The sequence below is a fragment of the Paenibacillus sp. SAFN-117 genome (assembly GCF_051966115.1).
GTDB lineage: Bacteria > Bacillota > Bacilli > Paenibacillales > NBRC-103111 > Paenibacillus_L > Paenibacillus_L residui.
This window is the reverse complement of sequence record NZ_JBQCLK010000001.1, coordinates 1-18,710: the sequence shown is the minus strand read 5'-3', so window position 1 is coordinate 18,710 and position 18,710 is coordinate 1. Positions and strand designations below refer to the sequence as shown.

Below are 18,710 nucleotides of genomic sequence, written 5' to 3'. Positions count from 1 at the left end.
ATATTTTCGTTAAGGAGTGCACATTAGCAATGGATTATGGCAAAACATTAAACCTTCCCAAAACGGACTTTCCGATGAGGGGCAACTTGCCCCAAGCGGAGCCCAAGGTTCAGCAATGGTGGGATGAAATCGACATTTACCGTAAAGTACAGGACAACGCGAAAGGGAAGCCGAAATTTATTCTGCATGACGGACCTCCCTATGCAAATGGAGATATTCATATCGGTCATGCCTTGAATAAAATTTTGAAAGATATTATTGTTCGATACAAATCTCTTCGCGGCTTCGATGCTCCGTATGTGCCGGGTTGGGATACCCATGGTTTGCCGATCGAACAGGCGATTGCCAACAGCGGTAAGGCGGACCGCAAGAAGATGTCCGTATCCGAATTCCGGGAGGCTTGCAAGGCCTATGCTCTGGATTGGGTGGATAAGCAGCGGACGCAGTTTAAGCGGTTAGGGGTGCGCGGAGATTGGGACAATCCGTACATCACCTTGAAGCCCGAGTACGAGGCGCAGCAGATCCGTGTTTTTGGTGAAATGGTCCGCAAAGGATACATCTATAAAGGGCTTAAACCCGTCTACTGGTCTCCTTCGTCGGAGAGCGCCCTCGCGGAAGCGGAGATTGAATATCGGGAGAAGACTTCACCATCCATATATGTTGCTTTTCAGGTAAAGGACGGTAAAGGCAAATTACCGGCTCAAGCGGAAATCGTTATCTGGACGACGACTCCATGGACATTGCCTGCGAACCTGGGAATCAGCGTGCATCCTGAATTCGATTATGTGCTTGTCGAAGCGGACGGCCGTCAGTTTGTCCTGGCCGAAGGCTTGCTGGAAGCAGCGGCCAAGGAAATCGGCTGGACGGATGTGAAGGTGAAGGACAAGTTCAAAGGAGCAGAATTGGAATACATTGTCTGCCGGCACCCGTTCTATGACCGGGATTCCCTCGTTATGACGGGAGAGCATGTCACGCTTGAGGCAGGGACCGGTTGCGTCCATACGGCTCCTGGCCACGGGGAGGATGACTTCTACATTTCGCAGCGCTATGGACTCGGTGTATTGTGCCCCATTAACGACCAAGGGAAGTTTACCGGGGAAGCCCCCGGCTATGAAGGAATGTTCTATGAAAAAGCCAATGAGCCTATTATGGAGCTGCTGGCGCAAAAAGGAAGCCTGCTGAAGCAAGGGACCATTCAGCACCAATATGCCCATGACTGGCGTACAAAGAAGCCTGTCATCTATCGGGCAACGGAGCAATGGTTCGCCTCCGTGGACCGTTTCCGCGAGGCCATGCTGGAGGAAATCAAAAACATTAAGTGGACGCCGAATTGGGGAGAAATCCGCCTCCATAATATGATAGCGGAACGCGGAGACTGGTGTATCTCGAGACAGCGGACATGGGGAGTTCCGATTCCGATCCTCTACTGTACGAAATGCAACCATCCGATCGTTAACGAACAAACCATTGAGCATGTAGCTGCGATTTTTGAACAGGAAGGCTCCAATGCCTGGTTTGAAAAGAATGCTTCGGAGCTTCATCCGGAGGGGATGGCTTGTCCGGAGTGCGGCCATGCGGAATTCCGCAAAGAAACGGACATCATGGATGTATGGTTCGATTCCGGGTCCAGCCATGCAGCGGTTCTGGAAATCCGTCCGGAGCTGCAATGGCCGGCGGACCTATACCTGGAAGGGTCCGATCAATACCGCGGCTGGTACAATTCCTCGCTGATTACTGCGACAGCCGTTAGAGGGAAGGCTCCTTACCGGGGCATTCTAAGCCACGGCTTTACTCTGGATGGCGAAGGAAGGAAAATGTCCAAGTCATTGGGCAACACGGTAGATCCCAAGAAAGTTTGCGACCGGCTTGGGGCAGATATATTGCGGCTATGGGTCTCTTCTGTGGATTATCAGGCGGATGTTCGCATCTCAGATAATATTCTTAACCAGATTACCGAGGTGTACCGTAAAATCCGGAATACGCTTCGCTTCTTCCTCGGCAATCTGAACGGTTTCGATCCTGCCCGCGACAAAGTAAGCCCGAGTGATATGAATGAGCTTGACCGCTTTGCGCTTATTCACTTAAATCGCTTGAACGAACGGGTAATACGGGCTTATGACCAATATGACTTTCACATTGTATATCAAGCCGTGCACCATTTCTGCGCCGTAGAGATGAGCGCGTTCTATCTGGATATTGTGAAAGACCGGCTGTACGTCAGCGCTCCGGATGATTTGGGCCGCAGAGCCGCCCAAACCGTATTATATGAGGCCCTAACGGTAATAACTAAATTGATTGCTCCTCTGCTTCCGCATACCGCAGATGAAGTTTGGAAGCATATTCCAGGGGTGCAGGAAGAAAGCGTCCAATTATCGGAAATACCGGATCCGGATACTTCCTTGTTCGATCCTTCCCTGGAAGCAAAATGGTCCGCATTCATGGAAATCCGGGATGAAGTCTTCAAGGCGTTGGAAGAAGCAAGAAACCAGAAAGTGATTGGCAACTCTCTGGGGGCTTCCCTTCATCTTTATCCGGATGAGGAAACAGCTAAGCTCTTATCCCAATTCGATCGTCTGGACCTGTTATTTATCGTTTCCGACGTTCAGCTTCACACTGGGGCAGACATCCCGGAAGAAGCCATGAAATTCGGTCATCTGGCTGTTCAGGTAGCTTCAGCGGAAGGGGAGAAATGCGAGCGCTGCTGGATCGTGACCCCCGAAGTCGGCCGGAACGAGGCTCACCCGACGCTGTGCCCACGCTGTGCGGAAGTGGTCGATACCCATTACAAGCAGCAGCCGTAAGCCGTAAGGAGAGATAGCGAGATGTCCAACCCCAACGATGAACAGAATCAAATCCTCCGGGAGCTCAATGAACGGATAGAGCAGTTGGCCTTGAATATGGAGAAGGCCAGATTCGCCGAATATGTCCAGTTGCTCGAACGGCCGCGCAAGCTGCTGTGGAACCATCTGGTGGGCGGAATTGCCAGAGGAGTAGGAATAGCGATCGGATTTACCGTGCTGACCTCGACTCTTCTGTACGTTTTGCAGGCGCTGGGAGCATTGGATCTACCCATCGTTGGGGATTATATCGCGCAAATTGTCAAGCATGTTCAAGCACAATTGGAAGGCAGAACCTATTAAACACAGGTTCCGGCGGACTTCCCTAGTCCAATTCATCGCTGGGAGGCTCGTCTTCCAATAAAGGCTCGCCTTCACCTTGGTGCATATAATTTCGGTAAGCTTTGTTCCGAATAATCGTAACGTCCTTGCCATAGATATCCGTGGCTATGAAGCTTTCGTAATCCTCGACATAGCCATCGTTCTCATTAGCTTCGATTTCCATTTCGTCATAGCTGTCGATATACCGGTCTTCAGCCATGGCAGGACTGTTCGAAGTTCCCCAGCTTTCGACTATCTGCCAGGCGTCCTCGCCATCGAACTGGTTCTGGCTTGGTAATTCGTCCAGGCTGGTTCTGCCGAAGGGGGGAGACAGGATTTCTTCCTCTATGGGCCTGCGCTGAGATATGGTTTTCTGAGGAACGTGAGCTTTACAATACAAGGTGGTTGGGACGGCCAACAGCCGGTCATAAGGGATAGGTTCGCCGCAAACGCTGCAGGTGCCATACTGCCCGGAGTTTAATCTATCCAGAGCGTCACGGACATCGCCTAAATATTTCTCCGCTTTATCGTTCAAGGCGACGTCCTTGCCGCGTTCGAAAACTTCCGTGCCAATGTCTGCCGGATGATTGTCATAGGAGGAAAGCTCTCCTGTTGAATCGCCCAGCGACCCGCCCAATCCGTAGTGGGAGTTTTCGGTGACTTGTTTATTGAGCTCTTCTAATTCCTGCTTCAGCAATTGCTGAATTTGTTGTTTCTGTTCTTCCGTTAAGGTGTGCATTATGACGGCTCCCTTCAAGGTATTCCGCCATATTGTGCGCCGAAAGAACATGTTTTACGAAGGTAATTCCTTGTACGCAAGGAAATCATGGGTTCGGGGAGGTTGACTATTTGATCTATTATCTGATTTCTTTGCTTATCATCGCTTTGGATCAATGGACCAAGCGGCTTATTGTCAAACATATGGAGCTGAGGGAGTCTTTCTCGGTCATCGGCGATTTTTTTCATATTACTTCTCACCGCAATACCGGGGCTGCCTTTGGAATTTTGCCGAACCAACGATGGTTTTTTCTCATTGCTACCGTGATAGTCGTTGTCGGGATTTCGATTTATATGAGGAAGGTCATCCGTGAGAACAAGCGGCTGTTGCCCTTTGCCCTAAGCCTTCTTCTGGGCGGTGCCCTCGGCAATTTTATTGACCGTGCCGTATCCGGAGAGGTCGTCGATTTTCTCGATTTCACCTTTCGTTTCAACTGGTTCGGAAATCCGGTCGTCTATCCGTTTCCTATATTCAACGTAGCCGATTCCGCAATCGTTATTGGAGTTATTCTTATTTTGCTGGATTCCCTGCTGGAGTGGAGAAGAGAAAGGAAAGGTCAAACCGATGAAGTTCAATCATGACGATCTGCGGCCTTCCGATGAAATAAAGACAATCGGTACGGAAGAAGCGAATGATATCAGCATGAAGGATGAACCCGGTTTGCCGGGAGCCTCCGTCTTAACTGACTCCGATGACGATATGGATGGGGAAACGTTCGAGTGGACCATCGAGCCTCAGGAAGCGGGGACCCGCATTGACAAATTTCTGGCCGATGCCTTGCCTGAAGAGATTTCGCGAACGCAGGTCCAGCATTGGATCAGAGGCGGGGCGGTTCAGGTTAACGGCTCGACGGTCAAACCCAATTATAAGCTTCAAACAGAGGATGTTCTTGTTCTGGACGTTCCCGAGGCGCAGGAAGCGGCTATTGAGCCGGAAGCGATTCCGCTGGAGGTCGTTTACGAAGATGCGGATGTTATCGTTATTAATAAGCCTAGAGGAATGGTCGTTCATCCGGCGCCGGGACATACTTCGGGAACCGTGGTGAATGCGCTGCTGGCTCATTGCCGGGATTTGTCCGGAATCAACGGGGTTATGCGGCCCGGAATTGTTCATCGAATAGACAAGGACACCTCAGGCCTGCTGATGGCTGCCAAGAATGATCTGGCCCATCTTTCGCTATCCAAACAGCTTAAGGATCATTCGGTCATCCGGAAATATATCGCGTTGGTTCACGGCCGGGTTCCCCATGATCAAGGAACGGTGGATGCGCCGATCGGGCGCGATCCGAACCATCGCAAACAATTTATCGTAACAAGCCATAACAGCAAGCATGCGGTGACCCATTTTGCGGTTCTGGAGCGGCTCGGCTCATATACGTTGCTGGAGTTGAAGCTGGAAACCGGCCGGACTCATCAAATCCGCGTTCATATGAAATATATCGGCCATCCTCTGGTCGGCGATCCGGTATACAGCAGCAGCAAACGGGCAGGCATCGAGGGGCAGGCTCTTCATGCCGCGGTGCTTGGCTTCGTACATCCCCGTACGGGCCGGCAGCTTGTCTTCGAGGCTCCTTTACCGGAAGATATGAATCATCTTCTTCAGCGTGTGCGGCAGCTTTAAAAAGGTGTCTGATAAACCGGAGATGAATCAGGAGGTCCGCTAGTCCGTGGATGGCTCCTGAATTTTTTGTCGCAATCGGACAGCTTGAACCGAATCAATATTTTTCTCTTGACATCTTTTGTCGGGATGTGGGATAATTCTTTTAGTTAAATAGCGCCTTTAAATTCAGTCCCGTGAGGCTGGCAAGGTGATCGTTACAATGTCATTCAGAGTGCAGTAAGTATCTCTGTGTTTCTTGGTGAACTCTAAACACAGTTATCGCGCGTACCCGCCGATGAGATGCTTCCTGCCTGACCCTTGCCTACGGGCAAGGGTTTTTTTGTGGACTTTCCTCTCCGGAATCGTTGCGGATAAGGTCTTCCGGAAGCGGAGCGGTAGTAACGAAGGCGCAGAACAGGAGGCAGCGAAACGAAGTGATTACCCAGGATAGACGGATTTTGCTGGACGATACGGCTATTCGCCGGGCTCTCACCCGGATTGCCCATGAAATTTTGGAGAGGAACAAGGGTGTCGACGATTGCGTTCTGATCGGAATTCGGACGAGGGGAGTATACCTTGCCGAGCGGATTGCCAGACGAATAAGGGAGATCGAGGGTGTTCCTATACCGGCTGCAGCGATCGATGTGACCTCATACCGCGACGATGTGTCCCGGCAAAGCAGAGGAAACCCGGCACAAGGCATTGTTGAGCCGGAACTGGATATTCACAACAAAAAGATCATCCTGTTCGATGATGTACTGTTCACAGGGCGCACCGTCCGTGCTGCGATGGACGCCTTAATGGACAAGGGCCGGCCGCAAATGATTCAATTGGCGGTGCTTGTAGACCGGGGACATCGGGAGCTGCCGATTCGTCCGGACTATGTCGGCAAGAATATCCCGACTTCCAAGCTGGAGGAAATTGTTGTCCATCTGGAGGAAGCGGACGGTCAGGATGAGGTCATCTTATATAATAAAGGGAGCTGACAAGCGCGATGCAGACTAAAACAATGACGGATAAACATTTGCTTGGGCTTAAAGGAATGAGCGAATTGGAGCTGGAGTCCATTCTGGATCGTGCTGCTTATTGGGAGCAATACCCCCAGAAGGTTACTCAGCATCTGCAGGGCCGTTTTGTCGCTAACATGTTCTTTGAGAACAGCACCCGCACACGGTTTTCGTTCGAAGTCGCGGAGAAAAGAATGGGGCTGGAAGTGCTCAATTTTACCGCAGCCGTGTCCAGTGTGCAAAAGGGAGAGTCCATATACGATACCGTTAAGACGCTGGAATCTATGGGGATAGATGCAGGAGTAATCCGGTTGAAGCCTAACGGGGTGCTCGATGAGCTTGCCCGTCATGTCCGAATCCCGCTGATCAACGCCGGCGATGGAAGCAACGAGCATCCGACTCAGGCGCTGCTTGATCTGTATACGATGCGTAAGCATTTCGGCGCGGTCCGCGGGTTGACCGTATCCATTATCGGCGATATCAAGCACAGCCGGGTGGCCCGCTCGAATCTGTGGGCGTTGGGCGCAATGGGTGCACGGGTGAAATTTTGCGCTCCGGATGCGATGCAAGCTCCCGAGCTTGCGGAATACGCTCCATATGTCACAATGGACGAAGCCTTGCAGTCGGATGTTGTCATGATGCTGCGCGTACAGTTGGAGCGCCATGAGCAAGGAATGCTGAATTCCGCCGAGCAATATCGCGAAGGTTACGGTCTCACAGTGGAACGGGAGCGGAAAATGAAGGACCATGCCATCATTATGCACCCGGCTCCAATTAATCGGAATGTAGAAATTGATGACGAGCTGGTAGAGCATCCAAGGTCGAAAATTTTCACTCAAATGAGCCATGGGGTCCCTGTCCGGATGGCCGTTATCGAACGATCTCTAACTTGATGGGAACGAATTTGAAATGGACTATCGGCAAGATTGGCGGCAAGTAGGAGGCGGCTCTATGGAGCAGAAGCCTATCTTTATACCGTAATTAAAGACAAGGGCTGAACAGGAGGAGCTTATGGGAACTTGGATTGTCAACGGGAAGATGCTGGATGGTGATAACCGTCTCGTTAATAAAAATATTTTGATCGAAAACGGCAAGATTACAAGCATAACGGAGCCTAAGGAAGGGCCGGATAACCAGAGCGACGGTCATGAGAGGATCGATGCCAAGGGACAATTAATCGCTCCGGGGTTGATCGATATGCACGTTCATCTGCGGGAGCCCGGATTTGAGCATAAAGAAACGATAGCGACCGGCACAAGGTCGGCGGCCAGGGGCGGATTCACGACGATCGCCTGTATGCCCAACACCCGGCCGGTAGTCGATACCCCCGAGACCGTGCGGTACATTCTCGACAAAGCAGAGACCGAAGGAGTGGTCAGGGTGCTTCCCTACGGGTGCATTACCGACAACCAGCTAGGGCGGGAGCTGACCGATTTTGAGGCGCTGAAGGATGCGGGCGTGTTCGCCTTCACGGATGACGGGGTAGGGGTTCAAAGCGCGCAAATGATGAAGGACGCTATGGCGAAAGCGGCCGAGCTCGGAATGCCGATTGTCGCTCATTGCGAGGACAATACGCTGGTTGTTGGCGCCCCCGTTAACGAGGGAGCCTTCTCCCGCAAGCACGGGTTAAAAGGAATTCCGAACGAGTCCGAAGCCATTCACGTTGGAAGAGATATTTTACTGGCGGAAGCTACAGGGGTTCATTACCACGTCTGCCACGTGAGCACAGAGCAGTCCGTGCGGTTGATCCGCCAGGCCAAGCAGCTCGGGATCAAAGTAACGGCGGAGGTTTGCCCGCATCATCTGCTGCTGTCGGATGAGGATATTCCGGGACTCGACGCCAATTGGAAAATGAATCCGCCTCTGCGGTCTCCGCGGGATGTACAGGCTTGTATCGAGGGAATCGAGGATGGAACGATCGATATTGTCGTAACGGACCATGCTCCGCACAGTGAAGAAGAGAAGGCCAAAGGGATGCAAGCGGCGCCTTTCGGAATCGTCGGTTTCGAAACAGCCTTCCCGCTTCTGTACACCCATTTTGTTCTTAAAGGGAAATGGACGCTTCAATTTCTGCTTGACCGGATGACGGTTAAGCCCGCAGAAGTCTTCGGACTGCCGTGGGGAACCTTGCAGGAGGGAGCTGCGGCGGATCTGACATTGATTGACCTGGATACAGAGAAGGAAGTTAATCCTGCCGAGTTTTTGAGTAAAGGGCGGAATACTCCATTTACGGGCTGGAAGCTTAAGGGGTGGCCTACCCGGACAATAGTGGCCGGCCAAGTGGTCTGGAGCGAGGCTTAATCCTCCGCAAACCAATGGAATGATAGAGAACGAAGCAATGGACAGCAGGATCAAGACAAGCTAAAGGAGCGATGAACGATGCAGGCAAGATTATTATTGGAAGACGGCACTCTGTTTACCGGCAAAGCATTCGGAAGCGAAGGCGAGTCGACCGGAGAAGTCGTATTTAATACCGGCATTACGGGCTACCAGGAGGTTATCTCGGACCCTTCCTACTGCGGGCAAATCGTAACGATGACCTACCCGCTGATCGGAAACTACGGAATTACGAGGGATGACTTTGAATTTATCCGGCCGTTCATTCACGGCCTTGTTGTACGGCAGCATGAGGAAATTCCCAGCAACTGGCGGGCCCAATATACGCTGGACAGCCTGATGAAAGAATACGGAATCATCGGAATCAGCGAAGTGGACACCCGCATGCTGACCCGCATCATCCGCCAGCACGGAACGATGAAAGGAATTCTGACGACCTCCAATAAGTCGGTGGAAGAGTTGAAGGAGCAGTTGAATGCAATGACCGTCCTCAGGGATCAGGTGGACCGGGTCTCGACCAAAAGACGCTATCACCTGCCGGGCAATGGCGAGACGGTGGTGCTGGTCGACTTCGGCTCGAAGGACGGAATCGCCCGCGATTTATCGAAGCGCGGCTTCGATGTCGTCGTTGTTCCTTACGATACGACGGCGGACCAGATCCGGCGCATCCATCCCGACGGAATTATTCTGTCCAACGGGCCCGGAGATCCGAAGGATGTTCCCCAAGCTATCGAAATGATCCGCTCGCTGCTGGGCGAGTACCCGATCTTCGGGATCTGCCTGGGGCACCAATTGTTTGCTCTCGCTTGCGGTGCCGATACCGAGAAGATGAAATTCGGCCATCGCGGAGGCAACCATCCGGTTAAAGATCTGGTGACCGGCTGCTGCTATATTACCTCCCAGAACCATGGCTACACCGTAGTCCAGGATTCATTAAAGGGAACCGATCTTGAAGTTACCCATGTCAACAATAACGACAAAACGGTGGAAGGGCTCAAGCATAAGAAGCACCCTGCCTTCTCCGTCCAATATCATCCGGAGGCGGCACCGGGACCGTTCGATTCCGGATACTTGTTTGATGAATTCCAAACGATGATTCGGGAATTTAAACAAAGCCTTCCGAATATTCCGCAGCAAGCCAAGATGCTGGCCGCTGCCCAAAAGACAGCCGAAGCGAAAGGAGAATTGAAGCATGCCCAAAAATAATGAACTCAAAAAAATTCTCGTCATCGGCTCTGGCCCCATAGTAATCGGACAAGCCGCAGAATTTGACTATGCCGGAACCCAGGCTTGCCAAGCTTTGAAGGAAGAAGGGTATGAGGTTGTACTGATCAACAGCAACCCGGCTACGATTATGACCGATACCAATATGGCGGATAAAGTATATATCGAGCCTATTACGCTGGATTTCGTTACCCAAATCATCCGGCAGGAGCGTCCGGACGGCTTGCTGCCTACTCTCGGCGGACAAACGGGATTGAATATGGCCGTTGAGCTTGCCCGCCACGGCATTCTCGAGCAGGAGAATGTCAAGCTTCTCGGTACACAGTTAACCGCCATCGAGAAGGCGGAAGACCGCGATTTGTTCCGCGAGCTGATGAGAGAGCTGGAGCAGCCGGTACCGGATAGTACGATTGTTACTACCGTTCAGGAAGCGGTCGACTTTGCCGAAGAAATAGGCTATCCGATCATCGTTCGTCCGGCCTATACCCTGGGCGGAACGGGCGGCGGAATCGCCTCTACGAAGGAAGAGCTGATCGAAACGGTTCAGTCGGGTATCCGATACAGCCCTATCGGCCAGTGTCTGATTGAGAAAAGCATTGCCGGCATGAAGGAAATTGAATATGAGGTTATGCGCGACGCCAACGACAACTGCATTGTCGTTTGTAATATGGAAAACTTCGATCCGGTCGGCGTTCATACAGGGGACAGCATCGTTGTAGCTCCAAGCCAGACTCTGTCGGACAAGGAATACCAGATGCTTCGTTCCGCCTCGCTGAAAATTATTAGAGCCCTTCATATCGAAGGCGGCTGTAACGTTCAGTTTGCTCTGGACCCTCACAGCTATCAATACTATGTCATTGAGGTTAATCCGCGGGTCAGCCGTTCCTCGGCACTCGCCTCCAAAGCGACCGGTTATCCGATTGCCAAGATGGCGGCCAAAATCGCTATCGGCTATACGCTGGATGAAATTGTTAACCCGGTAACCGGGCAGACTTACGCCTGCTTTGAGCCGACGATTGACTATGTCGTATCGAAAATCCCGCGCTGGCCTTTCGATAAATTTACCGGCGCCAACCGGAAGCTGGGAACACAGATGAAAGCTACCGGGGAAGTGATGGCCATCGGCCGGACCTTCGAGGAATCGATTCATAAGGCCGTTCGTTCGCTGGAAATCGGTGCTCACCGTCTGTATTTGAAGGAAACCGAGCTGGTGGATGGGGAAACGCTGGAGGAGCGTTTGAAGAAGCCTGACGATGAGCGCATTTTCTTGATTGCCGAAGCGTTCCGCAGAGGGTATACGGTAGAAAAAATTCAGGATCTGACGAAGATCGACTGGTGGTTCCTGACGAAGCTTGAAGGTCTTATCCGCTTCGAGCACCAGCTGCAGCAGCCGGAACTGACCCCGGAGCTTCTGCTGGAAGCCAAGCGCAAAGGCTTCACTGACCGGGCGATTGCGGAAATCCGCCGCTCTGCGAACGTTCAGTTCGACCATATCATGGAGGCCGACATTCGCGCTTATCGCTTGCAGAACGGAATCAAGCCGGTCTACAAAATGGTCGATACTTGCGCAGCAGAGTTCGAAGCAACCTCTCCGTATTATTACTCGACCTATGAAATGGAGGACGAGGTTCAGGAATCCTCCAAGGATAAAGTCGTTGTGCTCGGTTCTGGTCCGATCCGGATCGGCCAGGGGATTGAATTCGACTATTCCACCGTGCACGCGGTCTGGGCCATCCAGGAGGCCGGCTATGAAGCGGTCATTATTAACAACAATCCGGAGACTGTCTCCACCGATTTCAATACGTCTGACCGCCTGTATTTCGAGCCGCTCTTCTTTGAAGATGTGATGAATGTCATTGAGAGAGAGAAGCCGATTGGCGTTATCGTTCAGTTCGGTGGACAAACGGCAATTAATCTGGCTGCTCCGCTGGCCAAGGCCGGCGTACGGATTTTGGGAACCGACCTGGAGCATATCGATGCCGCCGAAGACCGGAAGAAGTTCGAAGCTCTGCTTCGCAAGCTGAACATTGCCCAACCTCCGGGAGGAACCGTGACTTCGGTGGATGAAGCGGTGGGTACGGCTGCGAAATTCGGTTACCCGGTTCTTGTCCGCCCCTCTTATGTACTGGGCGGCCGGGCTATGGAAATAGTTTATTCCGATGCGGAATTGCTTAACTATATGGAATATGCCGTGAAGATCAATCCGGAGCATCCGGTTCTGATCGACCGCTACATGCTCGGCAAAGAAGTGGAAGTCGATGCGATTTGCGACAAGGAAACCGTCCTGATTCCAGGAATTATGGAGCACGTCGAGAGAGCCGGGGTCCATTCCGGAGACTCGATCGCGGTTTATCCTCCGCAGTCGCTTTCGGAAGAGATCAAGCAACAGATTGTTGAAATAACGACCAAAGTGGCCAAAGAGCTTGAAGTCGTCGGCCTGGTCAACATTCAATTTGTCATCTATCAAGAGCAGGTTTATATTATCGAAGTAAATCCCCGCTCCTCCCGTACCGTGCCTTTCTTGAGCAAGGTAACCGGAATTCCGATGGCCAATGTAGCGACCCAGTTGATTATGGGCAAGAAGCTGAAGGAAATTGGTTACGAAGGCGGATTGTGGAAAGAGGACGATCAGGTGTCGGTCAAAGTTCCTGTCTTCTCCTTCGCGAAGCTGAGAAGAGTCGATACCACGCTCGGTCCGGAGATGAAATCTACGGGAGAAGTTATGGGGCGTGACGCCAGCTTTGCCAAAGCGCTGTACAAAGGGCTGATTGCTTCGGGAATGAAGATTCCGACAACCGGATCGATTATTGCGACGGTTGCCGACAAAGACAAGGATGAGGCTATAGAAATTTTGCGCGGCTTCCATGATCTCGGTTATAAAATTGTAGCGACCGGAGGCACCGCTAAAGCTCTATCGGCTGCCGGTCTGAAAGTGGATCACGTGAGGAAGCTGAGCGAAGGCTCGCCTAATATTCTGGACCGGATTCGCAATGGGGAAGCTCAATTTGTCGTGAATACTCTGACCAAAGGCAAGACCCCGGAGCGCGACGGCTTCCGCATCCGCCGCGAAGCGGTAGAGAACGGAATTGTCTGCATGACCTCCTTGGATACGGTTAGAGCGCTGCTTGGCATGCTGCAGACGATTAACTTCTCCTCTAGTCCGATGCCTGCGAACAAAGCACTTCGCTAGAGCCAGATTAAGTAAGAACTATCCGAAGAAGGACTTTAAGGAGGCTTTGCTGTGGGCTTACAAACGGAAGTGGCGGGTAAGATCATGGTCGCTCTCGATTATCCCTCTGAGCAAGAGGCCAATGAACTGCTTCAAAGCTTGCAGGGAATTCCTTGCTACATGAAAGTGGGCATGCAGCTGTTCTATGCGGCTGGACCAAAATTTGTCGAGAGGTTGAAGGAGGAAGGCTATAAGGTCTTCCTCGACCTCAAGCTTCATGATATCCCTAATACCGTTAAAGGAGCTGCTGCGAGCATTTCGCGGCTTGGGGTGGATATGTTTAATGTCCATGCCGCGGGTGGCACCAGGATGATGGAGGCTGCTCTGGAAGGCGCTGAAATGGCTTCCGCAGGGGCGCGTCCGGTTGTTATCGCGGTCACTCAGTTGACGAGTACGAATGAACGGATGCTGAAGGAAGAGCTCGGAATCGGCGCTACGATGGAAGAGACGGTGGTGCGTTATGCCCGGCTGGCCGGGAAGGCCGGCCTGGATGGTGTCGTAGCTTCCCCATTGGAGGTCGTCCGTATCAAGGAAGCGATGGGGAAACCGTTTCTGACCATCACCCCGGGAATTCGTCCACGCCATGCGGCTGCAGGGGATCAATCGAGAGTGATGACTCCGGCAGAAGCTTTAAACACGGGAACGGATTATATGGTCATCGGCCGCCCTATTACGGCCCAGGCTGATCCGCGGCAAGCCCTTGAATCTATTATTGAGGAGTTGATTTAGATGAATTCAACGACCCACAATTTGCCTCGGGAGATTGCAGAGGCTCTGCTTCAGATCGGTGCTGTTGCGCTTAGCCCGAATGAGCCCTTTACCTGGAGCTCCGGATGGCTCTCGCCTATCTATTGCGATAACCGGCTGACTATGTCCTATCCGAATATCCGCAATAAAGTGGCGGAAGGCTTTGCTGCGATTATTCGAGAGCAATATCCCGAGGTGGAGATTATCGCGGGCACGGCTACCGGAGGAATCGCCCATGCCGCTTGGGTGGCGGATAAACTGAACTTGCCTATGGTGTATGTGCGCAGCAGCGCCAAAGGCCATGGCAAGCAGAAGCAGGTGGAAGGGGTCCTCAACCCGGGCAGCAAAGTCGTCGTCATCGAGGATCTGATCTCAACAGGGGGAAGCTCGCTTAAAGCAGCTTTGGCCGTTAGAGAAGCCGGAGGAGATGTGCTCTCGGTGCTGTCCATCTTTACTTATCAGTTCAAAGAAGCGCAGGATGCCTTTGCCGCAGAGAAGATTGCAATGAACTCGCTCTCCAATTACACGGCGTTGCTGGAGGCTGCGGTCGAACTCGGAAAAATTAAAGAAGAGGATTTGGCGCTTCTCCAATCATGGAGAGAGAACCCGGCTGCTTTCGGCAAGGATGGAGCCAATTAGGAACGGACGGGCCGAAGTTTAAACGGCAAGAGATTCACATAGAAGCTGAATAACAAAAAGTCTTGATTTCAACCACGCGTCACTTGACAAATGCCAGGCCTGTACCGGGAAATTGCCTCCGGACAGGCCTATTTGGTATTTGGAGGCCAATCCTCAAATGAAAACCAGGGGACATAAGAATGAAGAAAGAGCATTGAAAGAAATTAAGCAAAATTTTATTCAAATCTGTGAAGAATGCCGCATTATATAAATAACGGGTGCATTTTAAAGGTAAATTGCAAAGGTAGCTATTAAAGACATGCAAGCTTCCCATACGGAATAAAGAAGGAAGAATCGATCATTTAAGGTTTACTTTGGGAAATATCAGTATAGGTTGAAGATGCATAAATAAGCGGGTATAAACAAAATCGGGAGGGTGTCAGGCTAAGGCGGGAGCAAGAGATAATGTCTATCAGCCTCTCCCTGCACCGGCGCAGCTAATTACCAGCTTTGACTTCGCCCTGATGTGCAGGGAACGGCAAGGCCAGGGTACGAAACATCCGGGTCTCGTCATGTGTGTGCCTGTAACCGTTTATAAGAGAGGCTGTTTTCATTTTGGAGGGGTATCTTGACTAGAACATTCACGAGTTAGGCTTTGCATGGAACTAAAGCCTTCTCTATTTTTGGAGCAGGAACGTTTGATAGACTGTCCAGGCTTGGTTGTCCGTCTGGTAGAGCAGGTGAAAGCGGTCAACCAGGAATTCCAGTCCGACATCCACTAATCGGACACTAGAGAGAACATCGTGAAATTCCTCGTTGCCCAGTTTTTGACCGATGGTCAAATGTGGAGTATAACGGTAAGCTTTCTGCGGTTCTTCCAACGGTCCCTGACAAATTTCCTCGTGTAAGCGGATGAACGGGTCCGCATCCTCCAAGGCCAAGTAAATGACATTGCTGACCGGAAGGAAGGATGAAAACCGGTTGACCTTGGCGGTAAAGGCCGGCAGGCGTTGGGATGCTTCGTTGAGCAGGGTTATCGCTTCTTCCAATTGGCGGTCGTCCCAGTCCTCCGCCTCGCGGATGGTAAAATGAGGCTGAATCAAGCGATAATGAGGATCATAGCGTTTGCGATAGCTGTTGGCAAAATCTTGAACTTCCTTGCCCGGAAAAACGACGATTCCGTATTTCATGGAAAATAACCTCCTTTCCCCTCTTGCTTTTGTTAGTGAGCTATTATAACGTATTCTTTAATTATTCTAACATCTAATGCCGCACTTAGCCAAGATTGATAAAACAACGAAAATAAGGTGATGAATATGATTCGCAAAGTTCACAGCAACGAGGTCAAGCAAGCCGTCGTGCAAAAATTAGAGGAGCGCGGCGTAACCACTGAAGAAATTGCCGAAATTGTCTATGAGATGCAAGCTCCTTATAATCAAGGACTTCAGCTCAGTGATTGTATAGACAGCGTGCATGCCGTTCTGAAAAAAAGAGAGGTTCAGCATGCGCTTCTCGTTGGCATCGAACTGGATATGTTGGCCGAGCAGAATAAATTGTCCGAGCCGCTGCAGTCGTTGGTGGAGTCGGATGAAGGATTGTTCGGCTGCGATGAAACTTTGGCTCTCGGGTCTGTGCTGGGCTACGGAAGTATAGCGGTGACCACCTTCGGACATCTGGATAAGCATAAGATCGGGGTTATCAAACGCCTGGATACCAAGAGAGGCCACGGCATTCATACGTTCCTGGACGATTTGATCGCCAGTATTGCCGCTTCCGCATCCAGCCGGATCGCCCATAGATTAAGAGATTTGGAGGAGCAGGAAGCCGAGATTGCGGCAGATAGCGAAGCCGGCGAGAGCGCAGATCAGGCTTAGTTAAGTTTCCCCTATTGAAATGATTTTATCCACCTCTGTCCCGGGCAGCAATAAAAAGCGGCTTAAAGGGATAAGCTAGCAATAAAAGAAGTTCGCAGGACAGGGGTGCTTTACTCGTGAAATGGATTTATTGGTCTAAACTTTATGAAAGCAAATTTCAAGCCGGCTGCCTCGCCAAGAGGATGGAGGAGGACTGGTGGTTATACGGATACGACTGCCCGCAGGCGGTGGAAGTATACCGTTCGAAGAAGGGCCGGTTTGGAGTTCGCTATATATTGCCTCATTAAGGCTAGTTTAGATATGTAAGAGATTAGGTTTTGGACCGCATTGTCACTTGGGGTTAGCCAAAAGACCTCCTTTAAAAAGGGTTTTTCATCTTCGAAAAATGCGTTAGAAGGTTTTTATAATTTACCTCTTGACACTAATGGTGCAAATGGTGTATATTTATTTTTGTCGCTGATTAAATAGTCTAGCCAATTAACGCGGGGTGGAGCAGTCCGGTAGCTCGTCGGGCTCATAACCCGAAGGTCGCAGGTTCAAATCCTGCCCCCGCAACCAAATTTCAAATTCAAAAGTTCCGGGCCTTTAGCTCAGTTGGTTAGAGCGATCGGCTCATAACCGATTGGTCGGGGGTTCGAGTCCCTCAGGGCCCACCATGATTATGACAGGCTGTTTCTATGCCGGGGTGGCGGAATTGGCAGACGCACAGGACTTAAAATCCTGCGATAGGTTGCTATCGTACCGGTTCGAGTCCGGTCCTCGGCACCAAACCAGTGCATTGAAGTGTCGGACTCTTGTGTTACGAGTTCAACCTGAAACTCCAGGTTTCCCAGACAGATAGGTCGAAGGAAACGGCAGGAGTTTTTTTATTTATAAAAAAATTTGGGATATAGTAAAAGTCCTCCCCATATGGGTGAAGGACTTTTTTTGGTACAATAATAGGTTTATTCGTTTAGCTCCGGGTTAATGGCCCGGTGTATCTTTTACTGTTTCGCCTGAGCCTCAGCGGATGTGGAAGAGGACTCTCCCGGGAAAGCCGGCGATGAAACCCCCGAGCTGAGATTTGGCTCAATTACGACCGTATAGCGGCTGTCTACATAGGTTTCCGCTTTCGCTTCCGTCATGACTTGAGCATACATGTGGCCCGGTATCGGCTCATGCAGCGTGTAATAAAGCGTGGCTTGCTCGTCTTGAAATTCAATCCGGTCGATGGTCACGCGATAACCGCTGTTGCCTTTCATTCCCCAGGTTACTGTTGCTTTATTAATTTGGTCGTTCACTTTTTCCATAATTAATTCCACTTCGGAATTTTGAGCCGGAGGCTCAGGGCTATGCTCTTTATTTGCCTTTACGAATTTCCTGGCTGCATGAATCATGCGGCTTGCTTCCGAACGGGTAATCTCATCTTTGGGACGGAAAAGCCCGTCGGCATTCGTTTCGGCAATGTTGGAGATCAACAGACGTTGGATGCTGGTCATATATTCCTTGTCGACCTGCTCTTCATCTGCAAAGGACATATAGATTTCAATAAAGGCATAATCACCTGTCAATTCCACCGCTTTGTACAGAAGATCGGCGAATTGCTCACGGGTCAACCGTTGCTCCGGATCCAGATCCTTAGCTAGAGGAAGTCCATTAAGCTGAGCGATCATTAACGAAGCGGCATACCATGCATCATCAGGGACCTGACTGAAATAATCGCTAGCCTTCGGTTCCTTAATAAACTTGATCTCATCGATGTTCAGGTCCAATGCATTGACGATCAGATGAACGCCCTGTGCATAGTTCAATTTGCCTTTCGGCATAAATTCCGTCTCAGAAATTCCGCTAATAATCCCGTCTTGATGTAAAGCACGGATTTCGGCTTCGGAGGGATCCTGGGAAATATCCGAGAACGCCCATGCAGCCGGCGCAATGATCAGGACGAACACCATAAGTAAAGTCAAAGCTATTCCTCGCTTATTCTTCATTCCTATCACCTCCTTATCCCCTAAGACGGGCATTCACTGGAAAAGGTTGCATGTTGAATTTTTTTTTTTTTTTTTTTTTTTTTTTTTTTTTTCTACGACTGACCAATTAACATACAATACTTATTTTCTGTTTCCTTGAGGTACTTTGCAGGATTCCGTCTAAATCTTC

16 protein-coding genes and 3 tRNA genes are annotated in these 18,710 nt (G+C 50.9%); 16 read left to right on the top strand and 3 right to left on the bottom strand.

Annotation, left to right across the window (positions count from 1 at the left end; genetic code table 11):
* Positions 1 to 29 precede the first annotated feature (29 nt).
* Positions 30 to 2,801 carry an isoleucine--tRNA ligase gene (gene ileS, locus ACTHRH_RS00095; protein ID WP_144935887.1) on the top strand — a complete coding sequence of 924 codons (2,772 nt, stop codon included), beginning with the start codon at positions 30 to 32 and terminating at the stop codon, positions 2,799 to 2,801.
* 21 nt (positions 2,802 to 2,822) lie between these two features.
* The gene (locus tag ACTHRH_RS00090) at positions 2,823 to 3,140 is read left to right on the top strand and encodes a DUF5665 domain-containing protein (RefSeq protein WP_144935890.1); all 318 of its coding nucleotides are present in this window, start codon (positions 2,823 to 2,825) and stop codon (positions 3,138 to 3,140) included.
* Between the two features lie 22 nt (positions 3,141 to 3,162).
* On the opposite strand, the gene ACTHRH_RS00085 is transcribed toward ACTHRH_RS00090, so the two are convergent.
* Entirely contained in the window at positions 3,163 to 3,897 is a 735-nt protein-coding gene (locus ACTHRH_RS00085; protein ID WP_440413510.1) for a TraR/DksA C4-type zinc finger protein, read from the bottom strand.
* Positions 3,898 to 4,007: 110 nt separating this feature from the next.
* Between ACTHRH_RS00085 and lspA the strand changes: the two genes are divergently transcribed.
* The 9 genes from lspA (at position 4,008) to pyrE (ending at position 14,718) form a co-directional block, all read left to right on the top strand.
* Entirely contained in the window at positions 4,008 to 4,517 is a 510-nt protein-coding gene (gene lspA / locus ACTHRH_RS00080) for a signal peptidase II (protein ID WP_144935895.1), read from the top strand.
* A 61-nt stretch (positions 4,518 to 4,578) separates the two neighbouring features.
* Entirely contained in the window at positions 4,579 to 5,556 is a 978-nt protein-coding gene (locus ACTHRH_RS00075; RefSeq protein ID WP_440413829.1) for an RluA family pseudouridine synthase, read from the top strand.
* A 413-nt stretch (positions 5,557 to 5,969) separates the two neighbouring features.
* Positions 5,970 to 6,521 carry a bifunctional pyr operon transcriptional regulator/uracil phosphoribosyltransferase PyrR gene (pyrR, locus tag ACTHRH_RS00070; RefSeq protein ID WP_370451774.1) on the top strand — a complete coding sequence of 184 codons (552 nt, stop codon included), beginning with the start codon at positions 5,970 to 5,972 and terminating at the stop codon, positions 6,519 to 6,521.
* A gap of 8 nt (positions 6,522 to 6,529) precedes the next feature.
* Positions 6,530 to 7,435, top strand: coding sequence for an aspartate carbamoyltransferase catalytic subunit (locus ACTHRH_RS00065; RefSeq protein ID WP_440413507.1), 906 nt, complete (start codon positions 6,530 to 6,532; stop codon positions 7,433 to 7,435).
* Positions 7,436 to 7,553: 118 nt separating this feature from the next.
* Positions 7,554 to 8,843: a dihydroorotase gene (locus tag ACTHRH_RS00060; protein ID WP_440413505.1), complete on the top strand. Its 1,290-nt coding sequence runs from the start codon at positions 7,554 to 7,556 to the stop codon at positions 8,841 to 8,843.
* A 78-nt stretch (positions 8,844 to 8,921) separates the two neighbouring features.
* Positions 8,922 to 10,085 carry a carbamoyl phosphate synthase small subunit gene (locus ACTHRH_RS00055; protein WP_440413503.1) on the top strand — a complete coding sequence of 388 codons (1,164 nt, stop codon included), beginning with the start codon at positions 8,922 to 8,924 and terminating at the stop codon, positions 10,083 to 10,085.
* A complete protein-coding gene (gene carB, locus ACTHRH_RS00050; RefSeq protein ID WP_379291228.1) occupies positions 10,072 to 13,293 on the top strand; it encodes a carbamoyl-phosphate synthase large subunit in 3,222 nt (1,073 codons plus the stop codon). The genes ACTHRH_RS00055 and carB overlap by 14 nt, the downstream gene beginning before the upstream one ends.
* Positions 13,294 to 13,377: 84 nt before the next feature.
* A complete protein-coding gene (gene pyrF, locus ACTHRH_RS00045) occupies positions 13,378 to 14,061 on the top strand; it encodes an orotidine-5'-phosphate decarboxylase (protein WP_150960017.1) in 684 nt (227 codons plus the stop codon).
* Positions 14,062 to 14,718 (top strand): orotate phosphoribosyltransferase, encoded by a 657-nt coding sequence (gene pyrE / locus ACTHRH_RS00040; RefSeq protein WP_379291226.1) that lies wholly within the window; start codon positions 14,062 to 14,064, stop codon positions 14,716 to 14,718.
* 656 nt (positions 14,719 to 15,374) lie between these two features.
* Here pyrE and ACTHRH_RS00035 read toward each other — a convergent pair.
* On the bottom strand, positions 15,375 to 15,887 hold the full coding sequence (locus tag ACTHRH_RS00035) for a 2'-5' RNA ligase family protein (RefSeq protein ID WP_144935908.1): 513 nt from the start codon (positions 15,885 to 15,887) through the stop codon (positions 15,375 to 15,377).
* A 126-nt stretch (positions 15,888 to 16,013) separates the two neighbouring features.
* On the opposite strand from ACTHRH_RS00035, the gene ACTHRH_RS00030 reads away from it, so the two are divergent.
* The 5 genes from ACTHRH_RS00030 to ACTHRH_RS00010 all read left to right on the top strand — a co-directional run bounded on the left by ACTHRH_RS00030 (position 16,014) and on the right by ACTHRH_RS00010 (position 17,339).
* Positions 16,014 to 16,571: a phosphatidylglycerophosphatase A family protein gene (locus tag ACTHRH_RS00030; protein ID WP_144935911.1), complete on the top strand. Its 558-nt coding sequence runs from the start codon at positions 16,014 to 16,016 to the stop codon at positions 16,569 to 16,571.
* Positions 16,572 to 16,687: 116 nt separating this feature from the next.
* Complete coding sequence (locus ACTHRH_RS00025) at positions 16,688 to 16,858, top strand: hypothetical protein (RefSeq protein WP_186328320.1); 171 nt, start codon at positions 16,688 to 16,690, stop codon at positions 16,856 to 16,858.
* Positions 16,859 to 17,052: 194 nt separating this feature from the next.
* A tRNA-Met gene (locus ACTHRH_RS00020) sits at positions 17,053 to 17,129 on the top strand.
* Between the two features lie 21 nt (positions 17,130 to 17,150).
* Positions 17,151 to 17,227 (top strand) — tRNA-Ile (locus tag ACTHRH_RS00015).
* A 23-nt stretch (positions 17,228 to 17,250) separates the two neighbouring features.
* Positions 17,251 to 17,339: transfer RNA gene (locus ACTHRH_RS00010), tRNA-Leu, on the top strand.
* A gap of 215 nt (positions 17,340 to 17,554) precedes the next feature.
* Here ACTHRH_RS00010 and ACTHRH_RS00005 read toward each other — a convergent pair.
* Positions 17,555 to 18,541 carry an S-layer homology domain-containing protein gene (locus ACTHRH_RS00005; protein ID WP_186328321.1) on the bottom strand — a complete coding sequence of 329 codons (987 nt, stop codon included), beginning with the start codon at positions 18,539 to 18,541 and terminating at the stop codon, positions 17,555 to 17,557.
* Positions 18,542 to 18,710 lie beyond the last annotated feature (169 nt).

Bases quoted from the DNA above. Each gene is read 5' to 3' on its own strand.
- pyrE (WP_379291226.1), top strand. From the start codon at position 14,062: ATGAATTCAACGACCCACAATTTGCCTCGGGAGATTGCAGAGGCTCTG.
- ACTHRH_RS00090 (WP_144935890.1), top strand. From the start codon at position 2,823: ATGTCCAACCCCAACGATGAACAGAATCAAATCCTCCGGGAGCTCAAT.
- ACTHRH_RS00055 (WP_440413503.1), top strand. From the start codon at position 8,922: ATGCAGGCAAGATTATTATTGGAAGACGGCACTCTGTTTACCGGCAAA.
- ACTHRH_RS00085 (WP_440413510.1), bottom strand. From the start codon at position 3,897: ATGCACACCTTAACGGAAGAACAGAAACAACAAATTCAGCAATTGCTG.
- ileS (WP_144935887.1), top strand. From the start codon at position 30: ATGGATTATGGCAAAACATTAAACCTTCCCAAAACGGACTTTCCGATG.
- pyrF (WP_150960017.1), top strand. From the start codon at position 13,378: ATGGTCGCTCTCGATTATCCCTCTGAGCAAGAGGCCAATGAACTGCTT.
- ACTHRH_RS00060 (WP_440413505.1), top strand. From the start codon at position 7,554: ATGGGAACTTGGATTGTCAACGGGAAGATGCTGGATGGTGATAACCGT.
- carB (WP_379291228.1), top strand. From the start codon at position 10,072: ATGCCCAAAAATAATGAACTCAAAAAAATTCTCGTCATCGGCTCTGGC.
- ACTHRH_RS00005 (WP_186328321.1), bottom strand. From the start codon at position 18,541: ATGAAGAATAAGCGAGGAATAGCTTTGACTTTACTTATGGTGTTCGTC.
- ACTHRH_RS00035 (WP_144935908.1), bottom strand. From the start codon at position 15,887: ATGAAATACGGAATCGTCGTTTTTCCGGGCAAGGAAGTTCAAGATTTT.
- ACTHRH_RS00030 (WP_144935911.1), top strand. From the start codon at position 16,014: ATGATTCGCAAAGTTCACAGCAACGAGGTCAAGCAAGCCGTCGTGCAA.
- ACTHRH_RS00075 (WP_440413829.1), top strand. From the start codon at position 4,579: ATGAAGGATGAACCCGGTTTGCCGGGAGCCTCCGTCTTAACTGACTCC.
- ACTHRH_RS00065 (WP_440413507.1), top strand. From the start codon at position 6,530: ATGCAGACTAAAACAATGACGGATAAACATTTGCTTGGGCTTAAAGGA.